The 20895-nt window shown below is 67.3% G+C and carries 18 protein-coding genes; 15 read left to right on the top strand and 3 right to left on the bottom strand.

Annotated elements, in window-relative coordinates; all coding sequences use genetic code 11:
• Positions 1-134: 134 nt before the first annotated feature.
• Complete coding sequence (locus tag A5790_RS19205) at positions 135-710, top strand: VOC family protein (RefSeq protein WP_066847764.1); 576 nt, start codon at positions 135-137, stop codon at positions 708-710.
• Between the two features lie 5 nt (positions 711-715).
• On the opposite strand, the gene A5790_RS19200 is transcribed toward A5790_RS19205, so the two are convergent.
• A complete protein-coding gene (locus A5790_RS19200) occupies positions 716-1336 on the bottom strand; it encodes a TetR/AcrR family transcriptional regulator (RefSeq protein WP_066848323.1) in 621 nt (206 codons plus the stop codon).
• Between the two features lie 80 nt (positions 1337-1416).
• On the opposite strand from A5790_RS19200, the gene A5790_RS19195 reads away from it, so the two are divergent.
• From A5790_RS19195 to eccE, 13 genes are all read left to right on the top strand, one after another.
• A complete protein-coding gene (locus tag A5790_RS19195; protein ID WP_066847762.1) occupies positions 1417-2307 on the top strand; it encodes an oxygenase MpaB family protein in 891 nt (296 codons plus the stop codon).
• A gap of 151 nt (positions 2308-2458) precedes the next feature.
• The gene (locus tag A5790_RS19190) at positions 2459-3349 is read left to right on the top strand and encodes an SAM-dependent methyltransferase (protein WP_066848319.1); all 891 of its coding nucleotides are present in this window, start codon (positions 2459-2461) and stop codon (positions 3347-3349) included.
• A 108-nt stretch (positions 3350-3457) separates the two neighbouring features.
• A complete protein-coding gene (gene eccA, locus A5790_RS19185; protein ID WP_304441294.1) occupies positions 3458-5299 on the top strand; it encodes a type VII secretion AAA-ATPase EccA in 1842 nt (613 codons plus the stop codon).
• Complete coding sequence (gene eccB / locus A5790_RS19180) at positions 5296-6861, top strand: type VII secretion protein EccB (protein ID WP_066847758.1); 1566 nt, start codon at positions 5296-5298, stop codon at positions 6859-6861. Before eccA ends, eccB begins: the two co-directional genes overlap by 4 nt.
• Positions 6861-10835, top strand: a complete 3975-nt coding sequence (eccCa, locus tag A5790_RS19175; protein ID WP_066847756.1) for a type VII secretion protein EccCa — start codon at positions 6861-6863, stop codon at positions 10833-10835. Before eccB ends, eccCa begins: the two co-directional genes overlap by 1 nt.
• The gene (locus A5790_RS19170; RefSeq protein WP_064417542.1) at positions 10835-11143 is read left to right on the top strand and encodes a PE family protein; all 309 of its coding nucleotides are present in this window, start codon (positions 10835-10837) and stop codon (positions 11141-11143) included. The genes eccCa and A5790_RS19170 overlap by 1 nt, the downstream gene beginning before the upstream one ends.
• 2 nt (positions 11144-11145) lie before the next feature.
• Entirely contained in the window at positions 11146-12711 is a 1566-nt protein-coding gene (locus tag A5790_RS19165; RefSeq protein WP_156656459.1) for a PPE family protein, read from the top strand.
• 52 nt (positions 12712-12763) lie between these two features.
• Complete coding sequence (gene esxG / locus A5790_RS19160) at positions 12764-13057, top strand: type VII secretion system protein EsxG (protein ID WP_064346865.1); 294 nt, start codon at positions 12764-12766, stop codon at positions 13055-13057.
• 36 nt (positions 13058-13093) lie between these two features.
• Positions 13094-13384 carry a WXG100 family type VII secretion target gene (locus A5790_RS19155; RefSeq protein WP_066847754.1) on the top strand — a complete coding sequence of 97 codons (291 nt, stop codon included), beginning with the start codon at positions 13094-13096 and terminating at the stop codon, positions 13382-13384.
• Positions 13385-13390: 6 nt separating this feature from the next.
• Entirely contained in the window at positions 13391-14254 is an 864-nt protein-coding gene (locus A5790_RS19150; protein WP_066847752.1) for an ESX secretion-associated protein EspG, read from the top strand.
• Positions 14239-15684, top strand: a complete 1446-nt coding sequence (gene eccD / locus A5790_RS19145) for a type VII secretion integral membrane protein EccD (protein ID WP_304441293.1) — start codon at positions 14239-14241, stop codon at positions 15682-15684. The genes A5790_RS19150 and eccD overlap by 16 nt, the downstream gene beginning before the upstream one ends.
• Positions 15685-15694: 10 nt before the next feature.
• Positions 15695-17098 (top strand): type VII secretion-associated serine protease mycosin, encoded by a 1404-nt coding sequence (mycP, locus tag A5790_RS19140; protein WP_066847747.1) that lies wholly within the window; start codon positions 15695-15697, stop codon positions 17096-17098.
• Positions 17095-18012 carry a type VII secretion protein EccE gene (gene eccE / locus A5790_RS19135; RefSeq protein WP_066847744.1) on the top strand — a complete coding sequence of 306 codons (918 nt, stop codon included), beginning with the start codon at positions 17095-17097 and terminating at the stop codon, positions 18010-18012. The genes mycP and eccE overlap by 4 nt, the downstream gene beginning before the upstream one ends.
• On the opposite strand, the gene A5790_RS19130 is transcribed toward eccE, so the two are convergent.
• On the bottom strand, positions 17999-19192 hold the full coding sequence (locus tag A5790_RS19130) for a S9 family peptidase (RefSeq protein ID WP_066847741.1): 1194 nt from the start codon (positions 19190-19192) through the stop codon (positions 17999-18001). The genes eccE and A5790_RS19130 overlap by 14 nt on opposite strands.
• A 41-nt stretch (positions 19193-19233) precedes the next feature.
• On the opposite strand from A5790_RS19130, the gene A5790_RS19125 reads away from it, so the two are divergent.
• The gene (locus A5790_RS19125) at positions 19234-19995 is read left to right on the top strand and encodes a trans-aconitate 2-methyltransferase (RefSeq protein ID WP_066847738.1); all 762 of its coding nucleotides are present in this window, start codon (positions 19234-19236) and stop codon (positions 19993-19995) included.
• Between the two features lie 34 nt (positions 19996-20029).
• Here A5790_RS19125 and A5790_RS19120 read toward each other — a convergent pair whose 3' ends face one another.
• Entirely contained in the window at positions 20030-20830 is an 801-nt protein-coding gene (locus A5790_RS19120; RefSeq protein WP_066847725.1) for a Stf0 family sulfotransferase, read from the bottom strand.
• Positions 20831-20895 lie beyond the last annotated feature (65 nt).

The raw sequence follows: 20895 nt of genomic DNA, 5'->3' as shown, positions 1-20895 counted from the left end.
TCGGTCTGACCGGCGGTGGGACGCGCGGGACGATCGTCATAACGGTGCTGGTCCGTTCGTCATTGCTCGTGATTGCCCCTGATGCTAAATTCGATTTGCGTTTCTGGCCAGAGATTCGCGCTAGGAGGCGCCCAGTGATCAGGCCCGACAATCCCAACACCGAGTTCGAACTCGGCGGCATCAACCATGTCGCGCTGGTGTGCTCGGATATGGCGAAAACCGTCGACTTCTACAGCAACGTCCTCGGTATGCCGTTGATAAAGTCGCTCGATCTGCCGGGAGGCATGGGGCAGCACTTCTTCTTCGACGCCGGTAACGGCGACTGTGTCGCATTCTTTTGGTTCGCCGACGCGCCGGACCGGGTTCCCGGCGTCTCCTCGCCCGAGGCCATTCCGGGAATCGGGGACATCGTCAGCGCCGTCAGCACGATGAACCATCTGGCATTTCACGTACCCGCCGAGAAATTCGACGAATATCGGCAGCGGCTCAAGGCCAAGGGCGTGCGGGTCGGTCCTGTGCTCAATCATGACGACAGCGAGGCCCAGGTTTCGCCGACGGTGCATCCCGGCGTTTACGTCAGGTCGTTCTACTTCCTCGACCCGGACGGCATTACGCTCGAATTCGCCTGCTGGACCAAAGAGTTCGGCGAGAGTGACGCGAGAGCTACGCCGAGGACCGCCGCGGAGCGGCGCCCGAGGGTGACCGCCTGAGCTGGTCAGGCGTCGTTCGTCGGCACACCTGAGATCGCGTTGATGTTCGCCGCGAGCCGGTCGATGAGTTGGTCGGCGTCCAGATCTAGGCGCCCCGCCAGCCACGTGCTGATCGTCTGGCCCACCCCGCCGACCGCGAAATGCGCCGTCGCTTCGTCGAGTTCATTCTCGTACGGGCCGACCGCGCCCGCGTGCTGCAGCAGCAACTGTGCGAACAGGGCTGTGGACTCGACGCGTTTACGCGTGATCACCGTGTTCGACAATTCAACGCTGAACACCAGGCGACCGACGCGCAGATCTGCGGCGATGGTGTGCACGATGTTCGCCATCGCCGCGCGCGGCTGCTCGCGGGGCGGCGCGGCCGCGACGGCCGCCTGGGTCGTCGCCGCGATATCGGCGATCACCCAGTCGTAGACCTGGGCGGCGAAGTCGTCTTTGTCGTGGAACGTCTCGTAGAAGTAGCGGACACCCAGGCCGGCCTTGGCGCAGATCGCCCGCACTGTCAACTCGGCGAGATCGTCGGCACCCGCGCCGAGCAGCTCGAGTCCGGCGTCGAGCAGGCGCAGCCGGCGCTGCGCGAGGCGCTGGACCGCGGCGACGCCCCGATAGGGCCGTACCTGTGCCATGACCGCCATCTTGACACCCGGCACCGAGCGGAGACAATATCAGGAAACACATGTTCTCACATTGCGATAGGGGTTCCCCGATGGTTTCCCAGCCGATCGACCACGTCGGAAGACCGGTCAACGACGCGCCGCTGCCCGGGCGCAAGCTGCGGCGCAACGTCGCGCCAGGGGACGCCATGCTCGGGATCGGCCTGCTGTCGGGTCCGGCCAACGTGATCATGGAACTCTCGCGGCCTGGCGTCGGATACGGCGTCAAAGACAGCCGCGTCGAGAGTGGCCGCGCGGATCGGCACCCGATCAAGCGGGCGCGGACGACGTTCACCTATCTTGCGGTCGCGCTCGCGGGCACCGATGAGCAGAAGGCCACTTACCGGCGTGCGGTCAACCGGTCGCACGCCGAGGTGTACTCGCTGCCGGACAGCCCCGTCGAGTACAACGCGTTCAACAAAGATCTGCAGCTGTGGGTGGCAGCCTGCCTGTACAAGGGCTTCGTCGACGTGTACCGGGTCTTCGTCGGCGAGATGGATGACGAATCGGCCGACCGCCACTACCGCGACGGTGCGGCGCTGGGCACCACGCTGCAGGTTCCCGCGGAGATGTGGCCGGCCGATCGCAAGGCCTTCGACGAGTACTGGCAGGAGTCGCTGGACAAGGTCCACATCGACGACGCGGTGCGGGAGTACCTGTGGCCCATCGCCGCGGGCCGGCTCGGCGACCTCAAGGCTCCGGCATGGCTGCAGAAGCGCACCGATGCGTTCAGCCTCTTCATCACGACCGGCTTCCTGCCTCAGCGCTTCCGCGACGAGATGCAGCTGCCGTGGGACGCGAAGAAACAGCGCCGGTTCAACCAGGTGATGGCCATGCTGGGCCGCATCAACAATGTGATGCCGCGGTTCGTCCGGCAGTTCCCGTTCAACGTGCTGCTCAAAGACCTGGACTGGCGGGTGCGCACGGGCCGGCCGCTGGTGTGAGGTGACAGACGTAAACCGCTGGCGTGCATTCAGATCGGGAATCGGGCCTCGGAGCCACCAAACTGCGATCTGACTGCACACTAGAGGCTGCCGTTCTGGGTGGCACTTGGTCTGACAGAGCGCTGTCAGATTGTCGGCGTACAACAAGTACATGCGCAACGACAACGACACCTGGGACATCACCACCAGCGTCGGCTCCACCGCGTTATTCGTCGCCGCGGCCCGGGCGCTGGAGGCGCAGAAGCCGCACCCGATCGCTGTCGACCCCTTCGCCGAGACGTTCTGCCGCGCGGTGGGTGGTGAGTGGGCGGATCTGCTCGACGGAAGAGCGCCCGACCATCCTCTGCGAACCGACGACTTCGGCACGGCGTTCGTGGACTTCCAGGCCGTCCGCACCAGGTACTTCGACAACTATTTTCGCGCCGCCGCCGACGCGGGAGTCCGGCAGATTGTGCTGCTGGCCGCGGGCTTGGATTCGCGCGCGTACCGCTTGGACTGGGCCGACGGCACCGTCGTGTTCGAGTTGGACCAGCTGCGGGTGCTCGAGTTCAAACGGCAGGTCCTCGACGCGCACACCCCGCGGGCCAAACGCCGTGAGGTCCCGGTCGATCTGCGCGAGGACTGGCCCCAAGCGCTGCGTGACGAAGGGTTCGACCCCGACGAACCATCGGCCTGGATCGCCGAAGGCCTACTGATCTATCTGCCGGCCGGCGCGCAACGCGACCTGTTCACCGGGATCGACTCGCTGGCCGCGGCCGGCAGTCACGCCGCGGTGGAGGATGCAGAGCCGATGGACGCGGAGGCCTTCGAGGCCAAAAGGGAAGAGGAGCGGTCCGCCGGAGAGGAGGACACCTTCTTCACCCTTGTCTACAACGAACAGCATGAACCCGCCGCGCAGTGGTTCGGTGCCCGCGGGTGGCGTGCCGAGGCCACACCCCTCGAGGACTGGTTGTCTGAGAACGGCCGGCCGGTGCCCGAGGAGGGGTCGGAGGCCGCGACGATGACTGGGACTATAAGCCTGGTGAGCGCCGTCAAGGCGTGAGCTTGTTCACCCGCTGAGCGGACCCCGTGCGTCTGTACAAGTTAGCTTAGTCAATGCTAACTTCGGGCGGAAAGTTAGCCTGCCATTACTACGGGGAGAACACGGCGCGTGCCGCTACAGACCGATTTTGCTGCGACTTCGCGCGTCGACCACGACGTGGTGAGTCGGTTCGCCACGTGTTGCCGAGCCCTCGGGCTGTCGGTGCACGACCGTCGACGCCCGCCGGATCCGGTCGCGGCCCGATCCGGTTTCACTGAACTCACCCGGATCGCTCGCGAACAGTGCGATGCGTGGACCGGCCTGGCCGCGGCGGGGGACACCAGCGCCCGGGTACTCGAGGCCATCTGGCAGACGGTCGCCACGGCGGGTGTGCTGCAGCGCCACGTACAGCTCGCCGAAGGCGACCTGGCCTTCACTTACGACACCGGGCTCTACCTCAAGTTCTCGGCGTCGACACCCGACGACTTCCAACTGGCGTATGCGGTCACGCTGTGCGATGCCGGCGACTACGTAGGCGCCGACGAACTCGTCGAGCCGTTGATCACCCGACGCCCCAGCTGGCTGGACGCGCGGTGGGTGCGGATCGCGATGTACTACCGCGCCGAGCGCTGGTCGGATGTGGTCCGGCTGATCACTCCGATCGTCAACGACACGCGGCTCGACGAGACCTACGCACACGCGGCACGCGTCGCGCTCGGCACGTCGCTCGCCCGCCTGGGCATGTACGCACCCGCGCTGTCGTACCTCGAGGACCCATCCGGCCCAGTCGATGTCGCCACGGTGGACGGCACGCTCGTCAAGGCGCTCTGCCTACGCGCGCAGGGCGAGGAGCTCGACGCGGCCGACGTGCTCGCCGAACTCTACGCCGCGAACCCGGAAAACGAGCAGGTCGAGATCGCGCTGTCGGACTCCTCCTACGGCATCCTGACGACCACGGCCGCGCGCATCGAGGGCCGCTCCGATCCGTGGGATCCCGCCACCGAGCCGAGCGAGTCCGAGTTCGTCGACCCCGGCGCCAAGGAGCGCAAGGCGCACCTGCTACTCGAGGCCGAGGCCGAGCTCGCCGAGTTCATCGGCTTAGAAGAGGTCAAGTACCAGGTTGCGCGGCTGAAGAGTTCGGTCGCCATGGCGATCCGCCGCCAGGAGCGTGGCCTGGCCGTGGCGCAGCGCACCAACCACCTCGTGTTCGCGGGCCCTCCCGGTACCGGTAAGACGACCATCGCGCGTGTTGTGGCCAAAATCTATTGCGGTCTGGGCATTCTCAAGAAGGAGACCGTCCGCGAGGTGCACCGAGCCGACCTGATCGGCCAGCACATCGGTGAAACCGAGGCCAAGACCAACGCGATAATCGACAGCGCGCTCGACGGTGTGTTGTTCCTCGACGAGGCCTATGCGCTGGTGTCGACCGGCGCCAAGAATGACTTCGGCCTGGTGGCGATCGATACGCTGCTGGCGCGCATGGAAAACGACCGCGAGCGGTTGGTCGTCATCGTCGCCGGTTACCGCAAGGATCTCGACGCGTTCCTCGACACCAACGAGGGCCTGCGGTCCCGCTTCACCCGCAGCATCGAATTCCCCTCGTACACACCGCATGAACTCGTCGAGATCGCGGTGCGCATGGCCGAGAAGCGCGACAGCGTCTTCGAACCGGCGGCGCTCGCCCACATGGAAACGCTGTTCGGGCAGTTGGCGGCGGCGACGACGCCGGACGCCACCGGTGTGGAGAGGCGCAACCTCGACATCGCCGGCAACGGCCGTTTCGTTCGCAACCTGGTCGAGCGTTCCGAGGAGGAGCGCGAGTACCGACTCGATCACCTCCCGTCGACTGGCGGTTCCACCGCCGAAGCCCACGACTTCACAGATGACGAGCTGATGACCATTACCGATGGAGACGTCACCAAATCCGCCATTCCGCTGCTGCGTGGCCTGGGTTTGACGGTGCCCGAATGAGCACTCCGGACAATGCGGATCGCCGGGCGTTTGCCTCGCGCACCCCGGACAACGAGAACCCCGACCGGGTCGTGTACCGCCGCGGGTTCGTCACCCGTCATCAGGTGACCGGATGGCGATTCATCATGCGGCGCATCGCATCCGGTGTCGCGCTACACGACACCCGCATGCTCGTCGACCCGCTTCGCACCCAAGCCCGTTCGGTGCTCGTCGGCGCGCTGGTGCTGATCACCGTCATGGCTGGGTGTTTCGTGTTCTCGCTGATCCGGCCCGGCGGCGTCGCGGGCAACGACGCGATCCTTGCCGATCGCACCAGCTCGGCCCTCTACGTTCGCCTCGGCGAGCAGCTGCACCCGGTGCTGAACCTGACGTCCGCGCGCCTGATCGCGGGCCGGCCGGACAACCCCTCGCAGGTCAAGACCAGCGAGATCGACCAGTTCCCCCGCGGCAATCTGATCGGTATCCCGGGTGCCCCGGAACGCATGGTGCAGAACACCACCAGTGACGCCGATTGGACGGTGTGCGACGGAGTTTCGGGACCGGCCGTCGGTGTCACGATGATCGCGGGCCCGCTGACCGACGGCGGCGAACGCGCGAAGCAGCTGTCCGACAACAAGGCGATCCTGGTCTCCACCCCGAGCGGCCCCAATGCGGGTACCTGGCTGCTGTGGAGCGGGCGCCGAAGTGCGATCGACATGAACGACCGCGCGGTCACCAGTGCACTGGGGCTGGGTACCGCAGGCGCCGACACGCGGCCCGTCGCGCCCGGCTTGTTCAACGCGGTGCCCGAAGCCCCCGCGTTGATTCCGCCGGTCATCTTTGGGGCCGGTGAACCGCCACGGTACCCGTTGCCGGTGCCCGCGCCGGTCGGTGCGGTGGTCACGGCCTACGCCACCGACAACACCCTGCGTCACTACGCGGTGCTCGGCGAAGGACTGCAACCGATTTCACCGGTAATCGCCGCAATCATGCGTAATGCGAACTCGTTCGGACTCGACCAGCCGCCGCGGTTGGGCGCCGACGACATCGCGCGTCTGCCCGTCGCGGACGTTATCGACACCGATGCCTATCCCGCCGAACCGATTTCGCTCGTCGACTCCACCGACGCGCCGTTGACATGCGCGCAGTGGAAGCGCCCCGCCGATGCCACGAGCGCGACACTGAACCTGCGTTCCGGTGTCACGTTGCCGGTCTCCGATCAGCTGCGTCCCGTGCCGCTGGTCGGAGCGGGCTCGGGAACGACCGCAAACCAGGTGGTGCTGAATCCCGGGCGCGGCTACCTGGTACAGACGGTCGGGCAGGACGGCGGGGGCGCGTCGACGTCACCCGTTGGCGGCGCAACCTTCTGGCTCAGCGATGTCGGGGTCCGCTACGGCCTCGACACCGACGGTGACGAGAACGCCATCGCCGCGCTGGGCCTCACCCCGCCCGCCCTACCGATTCCATGGTCGATGCTGAGCCAGTTCGCGCCCGGCCCGACGCTGTCGGGAGGCGATGCGTTGCTGGCCCACGACGCGCTGGCCGCTGACCCCCGCCCCGCTGTCGTGAGGGAGACGCCGTAATGAGTCGGCTCATATTCCAGGCGCGTCGCCGCATCCCGGTGCCGACGACGCGCAAAGGCACCATCACGATCGAACCGCCGCCAGAGCTGCCGCGGGTGATTCCGCCGTCGCTGCTGCGGCGGGTGCTGCCGTTCCTGATCGTCATCCTGATCGTCGGCATGATCGTGGCGCTGTTCGCCACCGGAATGCGCCTGATCTCGCCGACGACGCTGTTCTTCCCGTTCGTCCTGCTGCTGGCCGCGACCGCGCTCTACCGCGGCACCGACAACAAGATGCGCACCGAGGAGGTCGACGCCGAGCGGGCCGACTATCTGCGCTACCTGTCGGTGGTCCGCGACAACGTGCGCGCGCACGCCGCCGAGCAGCGTGCGGCGCTGGAGTGGTCGCATCCGGATCCGGGCCTACTCATCGACGTGCCCGGCACCCGCAGGCAGTGGGAGCGCGATCCGCACGACCCCGACTTCCTGGTGGTGCGCACCGGGCTGCACGACGCCCCGCTGAACGCCTCACTGCGGGTGAAGGACAGCGCCGACGAGGTCGACCTGGAACCGGTGTCGCACAGCGCGTTACGCGCCCTCCTCGACGTGCAGCGGACGGTGCGGGCCGCGCCGACCGGTATCGACCTAGGCAAGGTTTCGCGCATCACGGTCCTCGGCGAGCCCGACGAGGTTCGCGGCGCGCTACGCGCTTGGATCGCCCAGGCCGTCACCTGGCACGACCCCGCCGTGCTCGGCATCGCACTGATCGCACCGGACATCGAGAGCGACGACTGGTCATGGCTGAAGTGGCTGCCGCACAACGACATTCCGGGAGCGGTTGACGGGGCCGGCCCTGCCCGCTACCTGTCGTCCGACATCGTTGAACTGCGCTCGCAGCTCGCCACGGCGCTCGACGATCGCTCACCGTTCGGCAGCGACGACGTCGACGAGGTCAAGCACCTGCTCATCGTCGTCGACGATCCCGACGTGGAGGCCACGGCGCTGGTCCCGCGCGGTGGGTTGGCCGGTGTGACGGTAGTGCAGCGTGTCGCCGAGCCACCGCACCGCGAGCAGTACCCCGACCCGGAACGGCCGATCCTGCAGCTGACGGACGGCAAACTGCATCGCTGGCAGACCGGAGGATGGCAGCCCTACGTCGACGCCGCCGATCAACTCGACATCGCGACCGCGCGTCACATCGCCCGCCGGTTGTCGAAGTGGGATTCGAACCCGAGCCACGCACGCACCGGCAGAACAGGGGTGGCGACCTTCTCCACACTGCTCGGCATCCCGGACGCCGCGGCGCTGGACGTGGCGAGCCTGTGGGCGCCGCGGGCGCGCACCGACGAACTGCGGGTGCCCATCGGCGTCACCGCCACCGGTGAGCCGCTGATCTTCGACCTCAAGGACGAGGCCGAAGGCGGGATGGGACCGCACGGCCTGATGATCGGCATGACCGGCTCGGGCAAGTCGCAGACGTTGATGTCGATCCTGTTGTCGCTGTTGACGACCCACTCCGCCGATCGGCTGATCGTGATCTACGCCGACTTCAAGGGTGAGGCCGGCGCCGACATCTTCCGGGACTTCCCGCAGGTGGTCGCGGTCATCTCGAACATGGCCGAGAAGCGTTCGCTCGCCGACCGGTTCGCCGACACGCTGCGCGGTGAGGTGGCACGGCGCGAGCAACTGCTGATGGAGGCCGGTCGTCGGGTGCAGGGCAGTGCGTTCAACTCGGTGCTCGAGTACGAGGCGGCGATCGCGGCCGGTCACGACCTGCCGCCGATGCCCACGCTTCTCGTCGTCGCCGACGAGTTCTCGTTGATGCTCTCCGACCATCCCGAGTACGCCGACCTGTTCGACTACGTTGCGCGCAAGGGCCGTTCGTTCCGCATCCACATCCTGTTCGCGTCTCAGACGCTGGATGTCGGCCGGATCAAGGACATCGACAAGAACACCTCATACCGCATCGGGCTCAAGGTGGCCAGCCCGGCCATCAGCCGCCAGGTCATCGGTGTGGAGGACGCGTTCCACATCGAGGCCGGCCCTGAGCACAAGGGCGAGGGATTCCTGGTCCCTGCGCCGGGCGCGATGCCGGTCAAGTTCCGCAGCACCTACGTCGACGGCATCTACGATCCTCCGCGGGTGGAGAGGTCCGTTGTGGTGCAGTCGGTTCCAGTGCCACAGCCGTTCACTGCCGGTCACGTCGAAGCGCCTGCCGACACGGTCGTCGTTTCCGATCCCGCCGCTCACGAGGAGCGTCCGCCGCGCAAACTCGTCGCCACCATCGGCGATCAGCTGGCCCACTACGGTCCTAAGGCGCCTCCGCTGTGGCTGCCTCCGCTGGACGAGCCCATTCCGCTCGACGAACTGCTCGCCCGCGCGGACGTGGCCGAGCGCGAATGGCGTTGGCCGCTGGGCGAGATCGACCGTCCGTTCTCGATGCGGCGCGATCCGTTGATCTTCGACGCCAGGTCCGCCGGTGCCAACCTGCTGATCCACGGTGGGCCGAAGTCGGGCAAGACCACGGCGCTGCAGACCTTCATGCTGTCGGCGGCGGCCCTGCACTCGCCGCGCGATGTGACGTTCTACTGCCTGGACTACGGCGGCGGTCAGCTGCGGTCGCTCGAAGACCTGGCCCACGTCGGCAGCGTCGCCTCTCCGCTGGAGCCCGAACGCATCCGGCGCACCTTCGGTGAGCTCGAGCAATTGCTGCGTGCCCGCCAGGCGCGGGGGCACTCGGGTAACGGCCAGCGCGACGATTACGGCGAGGTGTTCCTGGTCATCGACAACCTCTACGCGTTCAGCCGGGACAACACCGACACCTTCAACACCCGGAACCCGTTGCTGTCGAAGGTCACCGAGCTGGTCAACACCGGTATGTCCTACGGCATCCACGCCGTCATCACGACTCCGAATTGGCTCGAGGTTCCGTTGGCCATGCGCGACGGTCTGGGCCTGCGCCTCGAACTGAAGCTGTCGGATCCGCGCGACAGCAATGTGCGGGTCACCGGTGCGCTGCGCAGGCCCGCCGAAGCGGTGCCCGCCGAGCAGCCGGGCCGCGGCCTGACCATGGCCGCCGAGCACTTCCTGTTCGCCGAGCCGGCGCTGCGCGACATCAGGGTGATAAACGCCCGCCATCGGGGTGTCACGGCACCGCCGGTGCGGTTGTTGCCGCATGATCTCGCGCCCGACGTTGTGGCCCCGTTGTATCCGGCGCCGGAACAGGTGGTCATCGGCCAGCGCGAGGAGGATCTCGCGTCCGTGCCGATGGCGTTCGACCAGAACCCGTTGATGATGGTGTTCGGCGACGCCAGGTCGGGCAAGACGACGTTGCTGCGTCACGTGATTCGCACCATCCGGGAGAACTCCACCCCGGACCGCGTCGCGTTCACGGTGATCGACCGGCGTCTGCATCTGGTAGACGAGCCGCTGTTCCCGGACAACGAGTACACCCCGAACATCGACCGGATCACTCCGGCGATGCTCGGGCTCACCGCCCTGCTGGAGAAGCGCCGACCGCCTGCGGGCCTGTCACCGCAGGAGCTGAGCAGGTGGAAGTACCAGTCCGGCGAGGACGGCCACACCCACTATCTGATCATCGACGACGTCGACCAGATCCCGGATGCGCCCGCGGTCAGCGGGCCGTTCGTCGGGCAGCGCCCGTGGACTGGCATCATCGGATTGCTGTCGCAGGCAAGCGAGCTGGGCCTTCGCGTCATCGTGACCGCACGCGCCACCGGTTCGGCACACGCCCTGATGACAGCACCCCTGCTGCGCCGGCTCAATGAGCTGCAGGCGGCGATCCTGATGCTGTCGGGCAACCCGCAGGACAGCGGAAAGATCCGGGGACATCGGTTCCGGCGTCTGCCTGCGGGCCGAGCGATGCTGCTGGATGATGGCGATGCCCCCACGTTCCTGCAACTCGTCAACCCGTTCGCAGACGCGGTGGCAGGACGCTCAGGAAACAACGGCAACAGTGGAAGGGAGTTCAACTGATGACTCTTCGCGTCGTTCCCGAAGGCCTCGCCGCGGCGGCTTCCGCCGTCGAGGCGTTGACGGCCCGGTTGGCAGCGGCTCACGCCGCCGCCGCGCCCGCGGTCACCGCCGTGATTCCGCCCGCCGTCGATGCGGTGTCGATCCAGACCGCCGTCAGCTTGAGTGCTCATGGGGCACAGCACAATTCGATGGCCGCCCTCGGGGTGGAGGAATTGGGCCGCTCCGGTGTCGGCGTCGGCCAGTCCGGCATCAGCTATGCCACCGGTGACGCTGCCGCCGCGGCGAGCTACCTGGTCGCCGGAGGCTGACCGTGACGGCTCCCATCTGGATGGCCCTCCCCCCGGAGGTCCACTCGGCCATGCTGACCAGCGGACCCGGCCCGGGTTCGCTGCTGGCGGCGGCGGGGGCGTGGCAGGCGTTGGCGGCTGAATACTCCTCTGCGGCAGCCGAGTTGACCGCTGTTCTCGGTTCGGTGCAGGGCGGCGCGTGGGAAGGCCCGAGCGCCGCCCAGTATGCGGCCGCGCATACGCCCTACCTCACCTGGCTGGCACAGGCCAGCGCGAACAGCGCGGCCGCGGCTGCGCAGCACGGGACCGCGGCCGCGGCGTACACCACGGCGGTGGCGACGATGCCGACGATGGCCGAGCTGGCGCTCAACAAGTCCACCCACGCCGTATTGCTCGCCACCAACTTCCTGGGCATCAACACGATTCCGATCGCTTTGAACGAGGCCGATTACGTCCGGATGTGGATCCAGGCCGCAACGACGATGGGCACCTATCAGGCGGTGTCGGGTGCCGCGGTGGCGGCCACGCCGGTCACGCCTCCCGCGCCTCTGCTGCTGGCGCCGGGTGTGGGCGAGGCGGGAGCCGCCGCTGCCGACGTCATGCAGGCCGGGGCGGCGGCCACCGCCGCGGACTCCGGCGGGGCACGGAACATCGCCGACTCCATCGCCGACCTGCTGCGCGAGATCATGAGGTTCTTCGAGGACTTCTTCGAATCGATCCTGAACTTCGCGCGTCAGTTCTTCGGCAACGTCCTGGACATTCTCAGCGACTTCCTGAACGGCTTCTTCGGGTGGCTCTTCAACCCGTCGTCCGGACTAATTCTGTTGTTCGTCCTTTACCAGGCAATCACGCAGCCGCTCGGGTGGGCCACGTGGTCGTTGATTCTCAGCGCTCCGATCTGGCTGCCACTGTTGATCGGCCTGATCGTCCAGTCGCAGACCCCGGAGCCGGTTCCGGCCGCCGCATCCGAGCCTGCGCCCGCTCCCGCGCCTGCACCCATCCGGCCCGTCGCCGAGCCGCGAGCGGAATCGCTTCCGCCGGTCGCCACCGTGGCACCGACGGTTCCGGCGGCTCCGGCCGCTCCGGCGGCGTCGGTGGCCGCCGGTGCGGCGCCCGCGGGTGCCGCACCAGCTGCGGCTGCGGCGCCGGTGGTGCCGTATGCGGTTGCCGGTCCGGATCCCGAAGAAGGTGTCTCCCCGACGTTCCGCGAGGGCACCGGCTTGAAGGCGCCCGCATCGGACATGGCTGCGTCGGCCGCCGCCGCTGCCGCCGCATCGTCGCTGGCCAAACGCAAGGCCCGTCGCAAGCGGCCGCAGCCGATCCACCAACGCCAGTACGCCGACGCCTACATGGATTACGAACCCGACGAGCCCGAGGACGCGGCCCCGCCGCGCGAAACGGTCCGGCGTCCGCATGTCGCCGCATCGGAAAAGGGCGCGGGCGCAGTGGGTTTCACCGGTGCTGCGACCAAGTCGGAAGCCGAGGAGGCGAGCGGGCTGACCGAACTCGCCGGAGACTCCTTCGGCGGTGGACCCACCGAACCCATGTTGCCCAGCGACTGGGATCACAAGGGGGGAGAAAACGACTGAACCGAACTGACCGAAACTCATTCCGCCGAACCACAATCCGAAAGGAACATCCATGAGCCTCCTGGACGCTCACATCCCGCAGCTCGTGTCATCCGAGGCCGCGTTCTCGGCGAAGGCAGCCCTCATGCGTAGCACCATGGCGCAGGCCGAGCAGGCAGCGCAGTCGGCACAGGCATTCCACATGGGCGAGTCCTCCGCGGCCTTCCAGGCAGCGCACGCGCGCTTCCTCGAGGTTTCCGCGAAGGTCAACATGCTGCTCGACATCGCGCAGGCCAACCTGGGTGACGCGGCGGGCACCTACGTGGCGCAGGACGCCGCGGCGGCCAGCACCTACACCGGTATCTGAACTTCGAACTGACCTAGACCTACAAGGGAGAACCTGATGTCTCAGATCATGTACAACTACCCGGCGATGCTGGCCCATTCGGGTGAGATGGCCGGATATTCGGGCGCCCTGCAGGCCGTCGGCGCCGACATCGCCAGCGAGCAGGCGGCTTTGGCCGGGGCCTGGCAGGGCGACACCGGCACGACCTATCAGGCTTGGCAGGCGCAGTGGAACCTCGCCCTCGAGGAACTGGTGCGCGCGTACCGTGCGATGGCCGCCACCCACGAGCAGAACACCATGACGATGAGCGCCCGGGACCAGGCCGAAGGCGCCAAATGGGGTGGCTAACCGACGGTGGCAGTTAACGCAGTCGAGCTGACCGCGGAGCAGGCCTGGTTCGTCGCCGACGCGTCGGGGGCCGGCAACTACCCCTGGGTGCTGGCCATCACCCCGCCCTACAGCGACCACGCTGAGCGGGCGGAGTTCGAAGCCAGGTTGTCGGCCGAACTGGTCGGGATGGGTGTGATGACGACCGACGGTGTCGTCGAACCCCATGTCCGGCAATGGGTCACGACGACATGCCGGCCCCGGCGTTGGCTTGAACTCCGGTTCGTGCGCGGCTCGGGCAAGATGCTGCGCGGGCACGTTGCGCGCCGTGACGACGACACCGTCGTCGCGCTGCGCGGCGACGGCCTCGTGACGCTCAGCGCGTTGGAGGTGGACCATCCGCAAGCGTTGGTTCCCATCCTGACCGCGGGCCTGTCGGGGCGCCCGCCGGCCAGGTTCGACGAGTTCGCGATACCCGCGCGCATCGGCGCGCGCGCCGATGAGCAGCTGCGCAACGGCGCGACGCTGGACGACGTGATCGAGTTCCTTGGCATCCCGCCGAGCGCACGCGCAGTCGTCGAAGCGGCCTACGCGACGGACCGCAGCTATGTGGAGATCCTGGCCGGCGACCACCGTGACGGCCACCGCGTGAGCACCGATGTCGGCGTTAGCGTCGTCGACACTCGTGAGGGCAGGGTGCTCGTCCATCCAGCGAAGGCGTTCGACGGCGAATGGGTCTCGACGTTCACGCCCGGCACGCCGATGGCGATCGCTACCGCCGTCGAGCGGCTCACCGCAACGCTGCCCGACGGGGCGTGGTTCCCCGACCTGAAACTGACCCGAGACTTCGACTCCAACCAGAGAACGGAACACCAATGGCAGACAGTTTGAGCGGCGCGACAGCGTCTTTGGCGGACCCGGCCCCGTCCCGGTCGATGCCGATAGTTCGCGTCGCGGTGCTCGCCGCGGGCGAGGCGGGCGGTCGAGTCACGGACATGGCGTTGCCGACCGAACTCCCTCTGCGCGAGATCCTGCCCGCAGTACGGCGGATGGCGATGCCCGCCGACGAGGAGTACGGCGATGCCATCCCGGTCGTGCTGTCGCTGGCGCCGGTCGGCGGTGCGCCGTTCAGCCTCGACGCGACGCTGGACACCGTCGGTGTCGTCGACGGTGATCTGCTGGCGCTGCAACCGCTTCCGGCCGGTCCACCTGCACCGCGGATCGTCGAGGACATCGGCGACGCGGCCGTCATCTTCTCCGCCGCCCGCGAGAAGCCGTGGGGGGCGGCACATATCGCGCGTGGTGCGGCCGCGGCGGTGATCACGCTGATCGTGATCGCCACCGTCTTTGCTGCGGTGCACAGCGAAATCATCGGTGGCTTCGCCGGTCTCGCCGTGGCCAGCGGTGCGGCGGCGCTCACGGTGCTGGCCGCTCTGCTCACCTGGGGCCGTTCCCCCCGGCTCGGCACGGCGTTAGCCGTGACGGCGCTCGCGCCCATCACCGTGGCTCTCGCGCTCGGAGTGCCCGGCGACTTCGGGCCGTCACACGTGCTGCTCGCCGCCGCGGGCGTGACGGCCTGGTCGATCGTCAGCATCGTTGTCGCCCAACGGGCCATCGCGGTCTTCACAGCGGCCACCGTCGTCGGGGCCGGTGCACTGATCACCGCGGGCGCCGCGACGATCTGGCACCTGAACCACCTCGTCGTCGGATCCCTGCTCGTGGTGCTCGCGCTCGTGGTCACCGTCCAGGCGGCCCAACTCTCCGCCCTATGGGCGCGGCTGCCGATGCCGGTCATACCCGCTCCCGGTGACCCGACCCCGGCGCCGCACCCGATGAAGGTGCTCGCCGATCTGCCGCGCCGTGTTCGGATCAGCGATTCGCACCAAACCGGTTTCATCGCAGGCGGTGCACTGCTGTCGACCGCGGGGGCGATCACACTAGCTGCACCGCAAGGAGTTTCGCCGTGGGCGTGGTACGTTGTGGCCGCGGTGGCGCTTGGATCGGTGCTGCGGGCCCGCGTGTGGGACTCGGCGCCGTGCAAGGCATGGCTGCTGAGCCAGCCCTTCCTGCTTGCGATCTCGTTCATGGTCGTGTTCAGCGTCGACGACCGCATCGGAGCGGCATGGTGGGCGCTGCTGGCGTTCGTTGGCTTGACGGTGGTCTGGGTGATCGTCGCGACGTTCCCGCGGGTCGCCTCGCCGGACACCTACTCGCTGCCGATGCGTCGCATCGTCGGGTTCCTGGCATCCGGTATCGACGCGTCGCTGATCCCGGTGCTGGCCTATCTCGTCGGACTGTTCGCCTGGGTGCTCAATCGATGAGGCATCGGTGATGCGCGACCGGTTGCGCACTGTGGTCGCAGCTACGGCGGCGATGGCCGTCGTGGCGGTGAGTTCTCCGGTCGCACAGGCGCTGACGCCACCTCAGGTGGATCCGGCTGTGCCGCCTCCGTCGGGCGCCGCCGGGCCCGTGCAGCTGCAATCGCAACGCGGGCCGTGCGTCGGCGCGGGTGTGTTACCCGGTAGCGACCCCGGTGCGCCCAGCACCAACCAGAAACGGCTCAACCTCGAGGGCGCGTGGGAGTACAGCCGCGGCGACGGACAACTCGTGGCGGTCATCGACACCGGCGTCACGCCGGGACCTCGACTGCCGAACGTGGAACCCGGCGGGGACTTCGTCGAGTCGACCGATGGGCTCAGCGACTGCGATGGTCACGGAACGCTGGTGGCAGGGCTGATCGCGGGACAGCCGGGGGCCGACGGATTCTCCGGGGTGGCGCCAGGTGCTCGCGTGCTCGCGATCCGGTCGACGTCGTCGCGGTTCTCCCCGCGCGAGATCGGCGAGAATCCGGCGACGGCACAGGTCGCACTCGATGTGGCGACCCTGGCTCGTGCGGTTGTCCGCGCGGCGGACCTGGGTGCGAGGGTCATCAATATCTCCGCCGTCACGTGCCTGCCCGCAACGGAGAACATCGACCAGAACGAACTCGGTGCGGCCCTGCGCTATGCCGCCGTGGACAAGGACGCGGTGATCGTCGCTGCCGCGGGCAACACCAAGATGGGGTTGAACCCGGGGTCGGCATGTCCGTCCAACCCGCTGTCGGATCCCAGCCGCCCGGAGGACCCTCGTAACTGGGCAGGTGTGACGTCGGTGTCGATACCGTCGTCCTGGCAGCCGTATGTGCTTTCGGTCGGTTCACTCGACAGCGCCGGGCGCCCATCGGATTTCACGATGGCGGGACCGTGGGTGGGGATAGCCGCGCCCGGGCAGGATATCGTCTCGGTGGGTAACGGCGAAGGCGGCGCACTCGCCAACGGGCTACCCGACGAGCGGGGCCGGTTGTATCCGCTGAACGGTACGAGTTTCGCGGCCGCGTATGTATCCGGCGTTGCGGCATTGGTACGCAGTCGTTTTCCCGAGCTGACCGCCGAACAGGTCAGGGACCGGCTCACGGCCGGTGCGCAGGGTGCGGCGCGAGCACCATCGAACCTGACCGGTGCCGGACTCGTCGATCCCGTCGCCGCGCTGACATGGGATGTGACAGCGGTCGTCGCCGGGAACGGGGAGCCGGAGCCCCAGCCCGTCGCCGCACCGCCGCGACCGGCCGCCCCCGACGAGACCCCGAAGGTGGTCGCGTTCGTGGGAACCGGTGTGCTGGCGCTGATCGCAGCCGTCACGGCCGCGGTCGCGGTCCGCCGGCGGAGGAACCTAGACAACCAAGCGGAGGCATCGTGACCGTTCGAATTGCGCTGGCGTCGTTGGCCGTCGTCCTGGCGGCAATGGCGTACCCGTGGGAGACGACCCCGGATTGGTGGATCTTCGGGATCGCGGTCACCGTGGTGGTCGTCGTGTTCGCATGGTGGCGGGGCCAGTTCGTCACAAACATGATCGGTCGGCGGTTGGCGGTGTTTCGCCGCAACCACTCCAAGCCGAAGCCGCAGAGTCCGAAGCAGGCCACGGTGGTGTTGCGGGTCGACGACCCGTCGGGATTCGGTGTGCCGCTGCCGCTGGTCGCGGGCTACGTCGAAAGGTTCGGCGTCCGTAGCGAGAAGGTTCGCGTGACAAACCGCGATTCCAATGGTGTTCGTACCACGTGGATCAGCCTGACCCTGGATGCCGAGTCGAATCTTGTTGCTCTGCAGGCACGTTCACCTGAGCTGCCGCTGCGCGAGACTGCCGAGATCGCCGGCCGTCGCCTCGCCGATCACCTACGGGAAGCGGGCCTTGATGCGGCACCCGTCGACGATGCGGTTACGCCGTTGATCGGAAAGGGTCGCGAGAAGTGGCGCGGTGTCCGAGACGAAGGCGGATTCGTCTCGGCCTACGGGATTCCCGTCGACGAGCGGTTGGGTGAACGTCTCGACGAGGTGTGGTCTCAATCGTCTGAGACATGGACGGCCGTCGAGTTCAGTGGTTCGGCCGCGCACCTGACTGTCGCGGCGGTGTGTGCGTTCCGCACACCCGATCCCGTACGCGGGGTGCCCGTGTCGGGTCTGACACCGCATCGCGGAGTTCAGGGACCGTTGCTGACGGCGTTGGATCCCAAGGCCGTGGGCAGGCTGGACGTTCCGGCTAAGCCGGTCGCCGTCGATCTGCTGGCGCGGATCGACTGGCCGGCCGGATACCAGGCCGAACTCAGTCGAACATGAATCCCTTCATGAAGCGGGTCATCCTGCGCAGGTAGTCGGGCTGGCTGACATGCAGGATGTGGTTCCCCGGGAACCAGTGGAACGCGCAGCGGTCCCAGTGCTCCCACAGCATCTCGGCCTGTTCCGGCGGCGCCAACCGGTCACCGAGACCTGTGATGATCAACCGGCGGTCCTTGGGAACCAGCGGGGCGTAGTTCAGCGGGGAGGAGAACAGGGTGGCGCCGCCGGTGAGTTCCGCGTCGGTGCCCGTCAGCAGGTTCCGCAGTCCCACGACTTTGTTGGCGGGGAACCATTCGTCCACCGTCTGATCGGGGGCGACGACAGGGACATTGGGGATCACGGCCTGGATCCGGTCGTCGACCGCTGCGATGAGCGCTGATGTGTACCCGCCGAGCGACATGCCGGTCAGCGCGATGCGGTCGACGCCGGTGAACTCCAGATAGTCAAGGACCGAACGGAAGTCGTGCACCGCCTGGGCCATCGCCTCGGCGAAGCCCGAGAACCCGTTGGCGAAGAACCCGTAGCCGCTGAACGGGGAGCCCTTCTCGGCACGAGGACCGTGAAAGGGCATGGTGTACAACAGGACGTCGTAGCCCGACCGGAAGAACCACGGCAGCGAGAAGAACAAGCCGTTGAACAAATACGGCGAACCCATGAATCCATGGATCAGGCACAGCGTGGGGTGCGGCCCGTCATCGTGTCGCCAGTGCTGGGCGTGTACGACGTTGTTGCGTTCGAATCCGCGGCACTGGGTGCGCAAGTCAGGGTTGATCGCCTCGAAGCTGCTGTCGAAACGAATGTTCTGAACCTGACCCTTCGCGATCCATTCGGCCAGCGGGTTGGCTGCTCGCGATGCGACCCGGGGCGGCGAAGTGGGCGCGGGAAACGATTGCGTGGGATCCTTGGCCGAGGCCAGGTCGGCGTAGAACTGAAGCTGTTCGCGTTCGGCGCGTGACTGAGACCGGCTTAGGCCGCCGGCCAGCGTCGGCAGCATCGTCGTCGCGAGCAGCGATGCGATTGCGGTGCGCAGTGCGAGATCGGCCACGGCTGACGAGTCGACGATGAAGCGCTGGCGCAGCGTCAGGTCGGCGCGTCGTGGCAGCCCTGTGCTGGCATCTGCACCGGGGACATCGGGAACGGGAATCGGCGGATCGACCGGATTGGCCTCCGTTTGGCTCACTTCCGCATGGTATCCCGTTTGGGCGGTGTCAAACTGTCAGCATGTGGAACCCCGACGCATATCTGGCGTTCGCCGACGAGCGCGGGCGCCCGTACTTCGACCTGTTGTCGCGGGTCGCAGCCGATGCCCCGCGGCGGGTTGCGGATTTGGGTTGTGGGCCGGGCAATCTGACGGCCTCGTTGGCCCAGCGTTGGCCGCAGGCACGCATAGAGGCGTTCGACAGCTCGCCGGAAATGGTGCGGGCTGCGCGGGATAGAGGAATCGACGCGAACGTCGGTGACGTCGGCGATTGGGTGCCGAAACCCGATACCGACGTCGTGATCAGCAATGCCACCCTGCATTGGTTGCCCGACCATCCCCGCTTACTCGTCAGATGGGTCGAACAGTTGCCTCCCCGGTCGTGGATCGCGATGCAGGTACCGGGGAACTTCGACGCACCGTCGCATCGCACGGTGGGAGAACTCGTCCGGCGTGACCGATGGGCAGAACGGCTGCATGACTTCCCGTTTCGGGAGTCACCGGTGAAGAATTCGGTCGAGTACGCAGACCTACTAGCCGATGCTGGTTGCACGGTTGACGCGTGGGAGACCACTTACGTACACGTGTTGGCCGGCGAAGACCCGGTGCTGAACTGGATCGCGGGGACGGCGCTACGCCCGGTGCGCAGTAAGCTCACCGACACCGAGTGGGACGAGTTCCGCGACGAGTTGATTCCGCTGCTGGACGCGGCGTATCCGTCGCGGAAGGATGGCACGACGTTCTTCCCGTTTCGACGTGTTTTCGTGGTGGCTCAGGTGAACTGAGCGTCCCGTGGCTCAACGATGCAGAGTGTTGTCCTCATGTGGGAAGCCCGTCTTTTTCTGCGTCCGCTCGGTACCGGTCGACCCACGCGTCGGAACGTTGATCGGACTGCCGCTCGAGAACCGGTTCGGGCGCGAGCCGTCGGTCCTGTCCGAGCGCTTCGAGGACATCGCCGACGATCTGTGAAAGGTTGCGCCACAACACCGGATACGCCACCTCCATCGGAGCAACCCCTTCCTCATCGAACCAAGTGCGCCAACCTTCCTCCTGGGCGCGCAACATCGTGACGATGTGGGCGATCGCTCCCGCGTGGTATTCGGCGCGGGCATCGCGCGCTGGGTCGGGTCGGCCACGCCACACCCGGGTCTGCACCGCCCGCCAGAACGAAACAGCCTGTGAGACAACGTCAGGTCGGAAGACATGAATGAGGAACGGGTCACTGCCGATGACATCGCGGATGGCTGACAAGAGGCCGGTACCTGAGCGGTCGGGCAGTCCGCTGGCCCGATCGAGCAGCAGCGGGGTCTGGTTCCACATCAGCTTGCCGCCCCAAATGCCGTTAGGGGTGCGGCCGACCGTGCGGATGTAGTCGCGCCAGATCTCCGGGGGAGCGAGGTCGGGTTTGCCCTCGTCGATCGGGTCGAGGAGGCGCAGGATCGACTCGTCGGTCACACCCTCGAACCACTGCCTGGGCTGTGGCGACTGGCTGGTGCTCGGTAGGTACTGGAAGAACTCGCCGGGTTCTCCGGCGACACCGGTCGCGCGCAAGGACTCCACAAGCAGCGTGCTGCCGCTGCGCTGAGAGGCCAGGACTAGATAGGCCGTCGGAGCTGACATGCGCGCAGCTTACCCACACGGCAATCATCCGACACCACATGCGGTTTCGCTCATGCTGAGCGAAA

This window comes from Mycobacterium sp. 852002-51152_SCH6134967 (assembly GCF_001667105.1).
GTDB classification, from domain to species: Bacteria; Actinomycetota; Actinomycetes; order Mycobacteriales; family Mycobacteriaceae; genus Mycobacterium; species Mycobacterium neumannii_A.
This window is presented reverse-complemented; position numbering and strand designations above follow the sequence as displayed.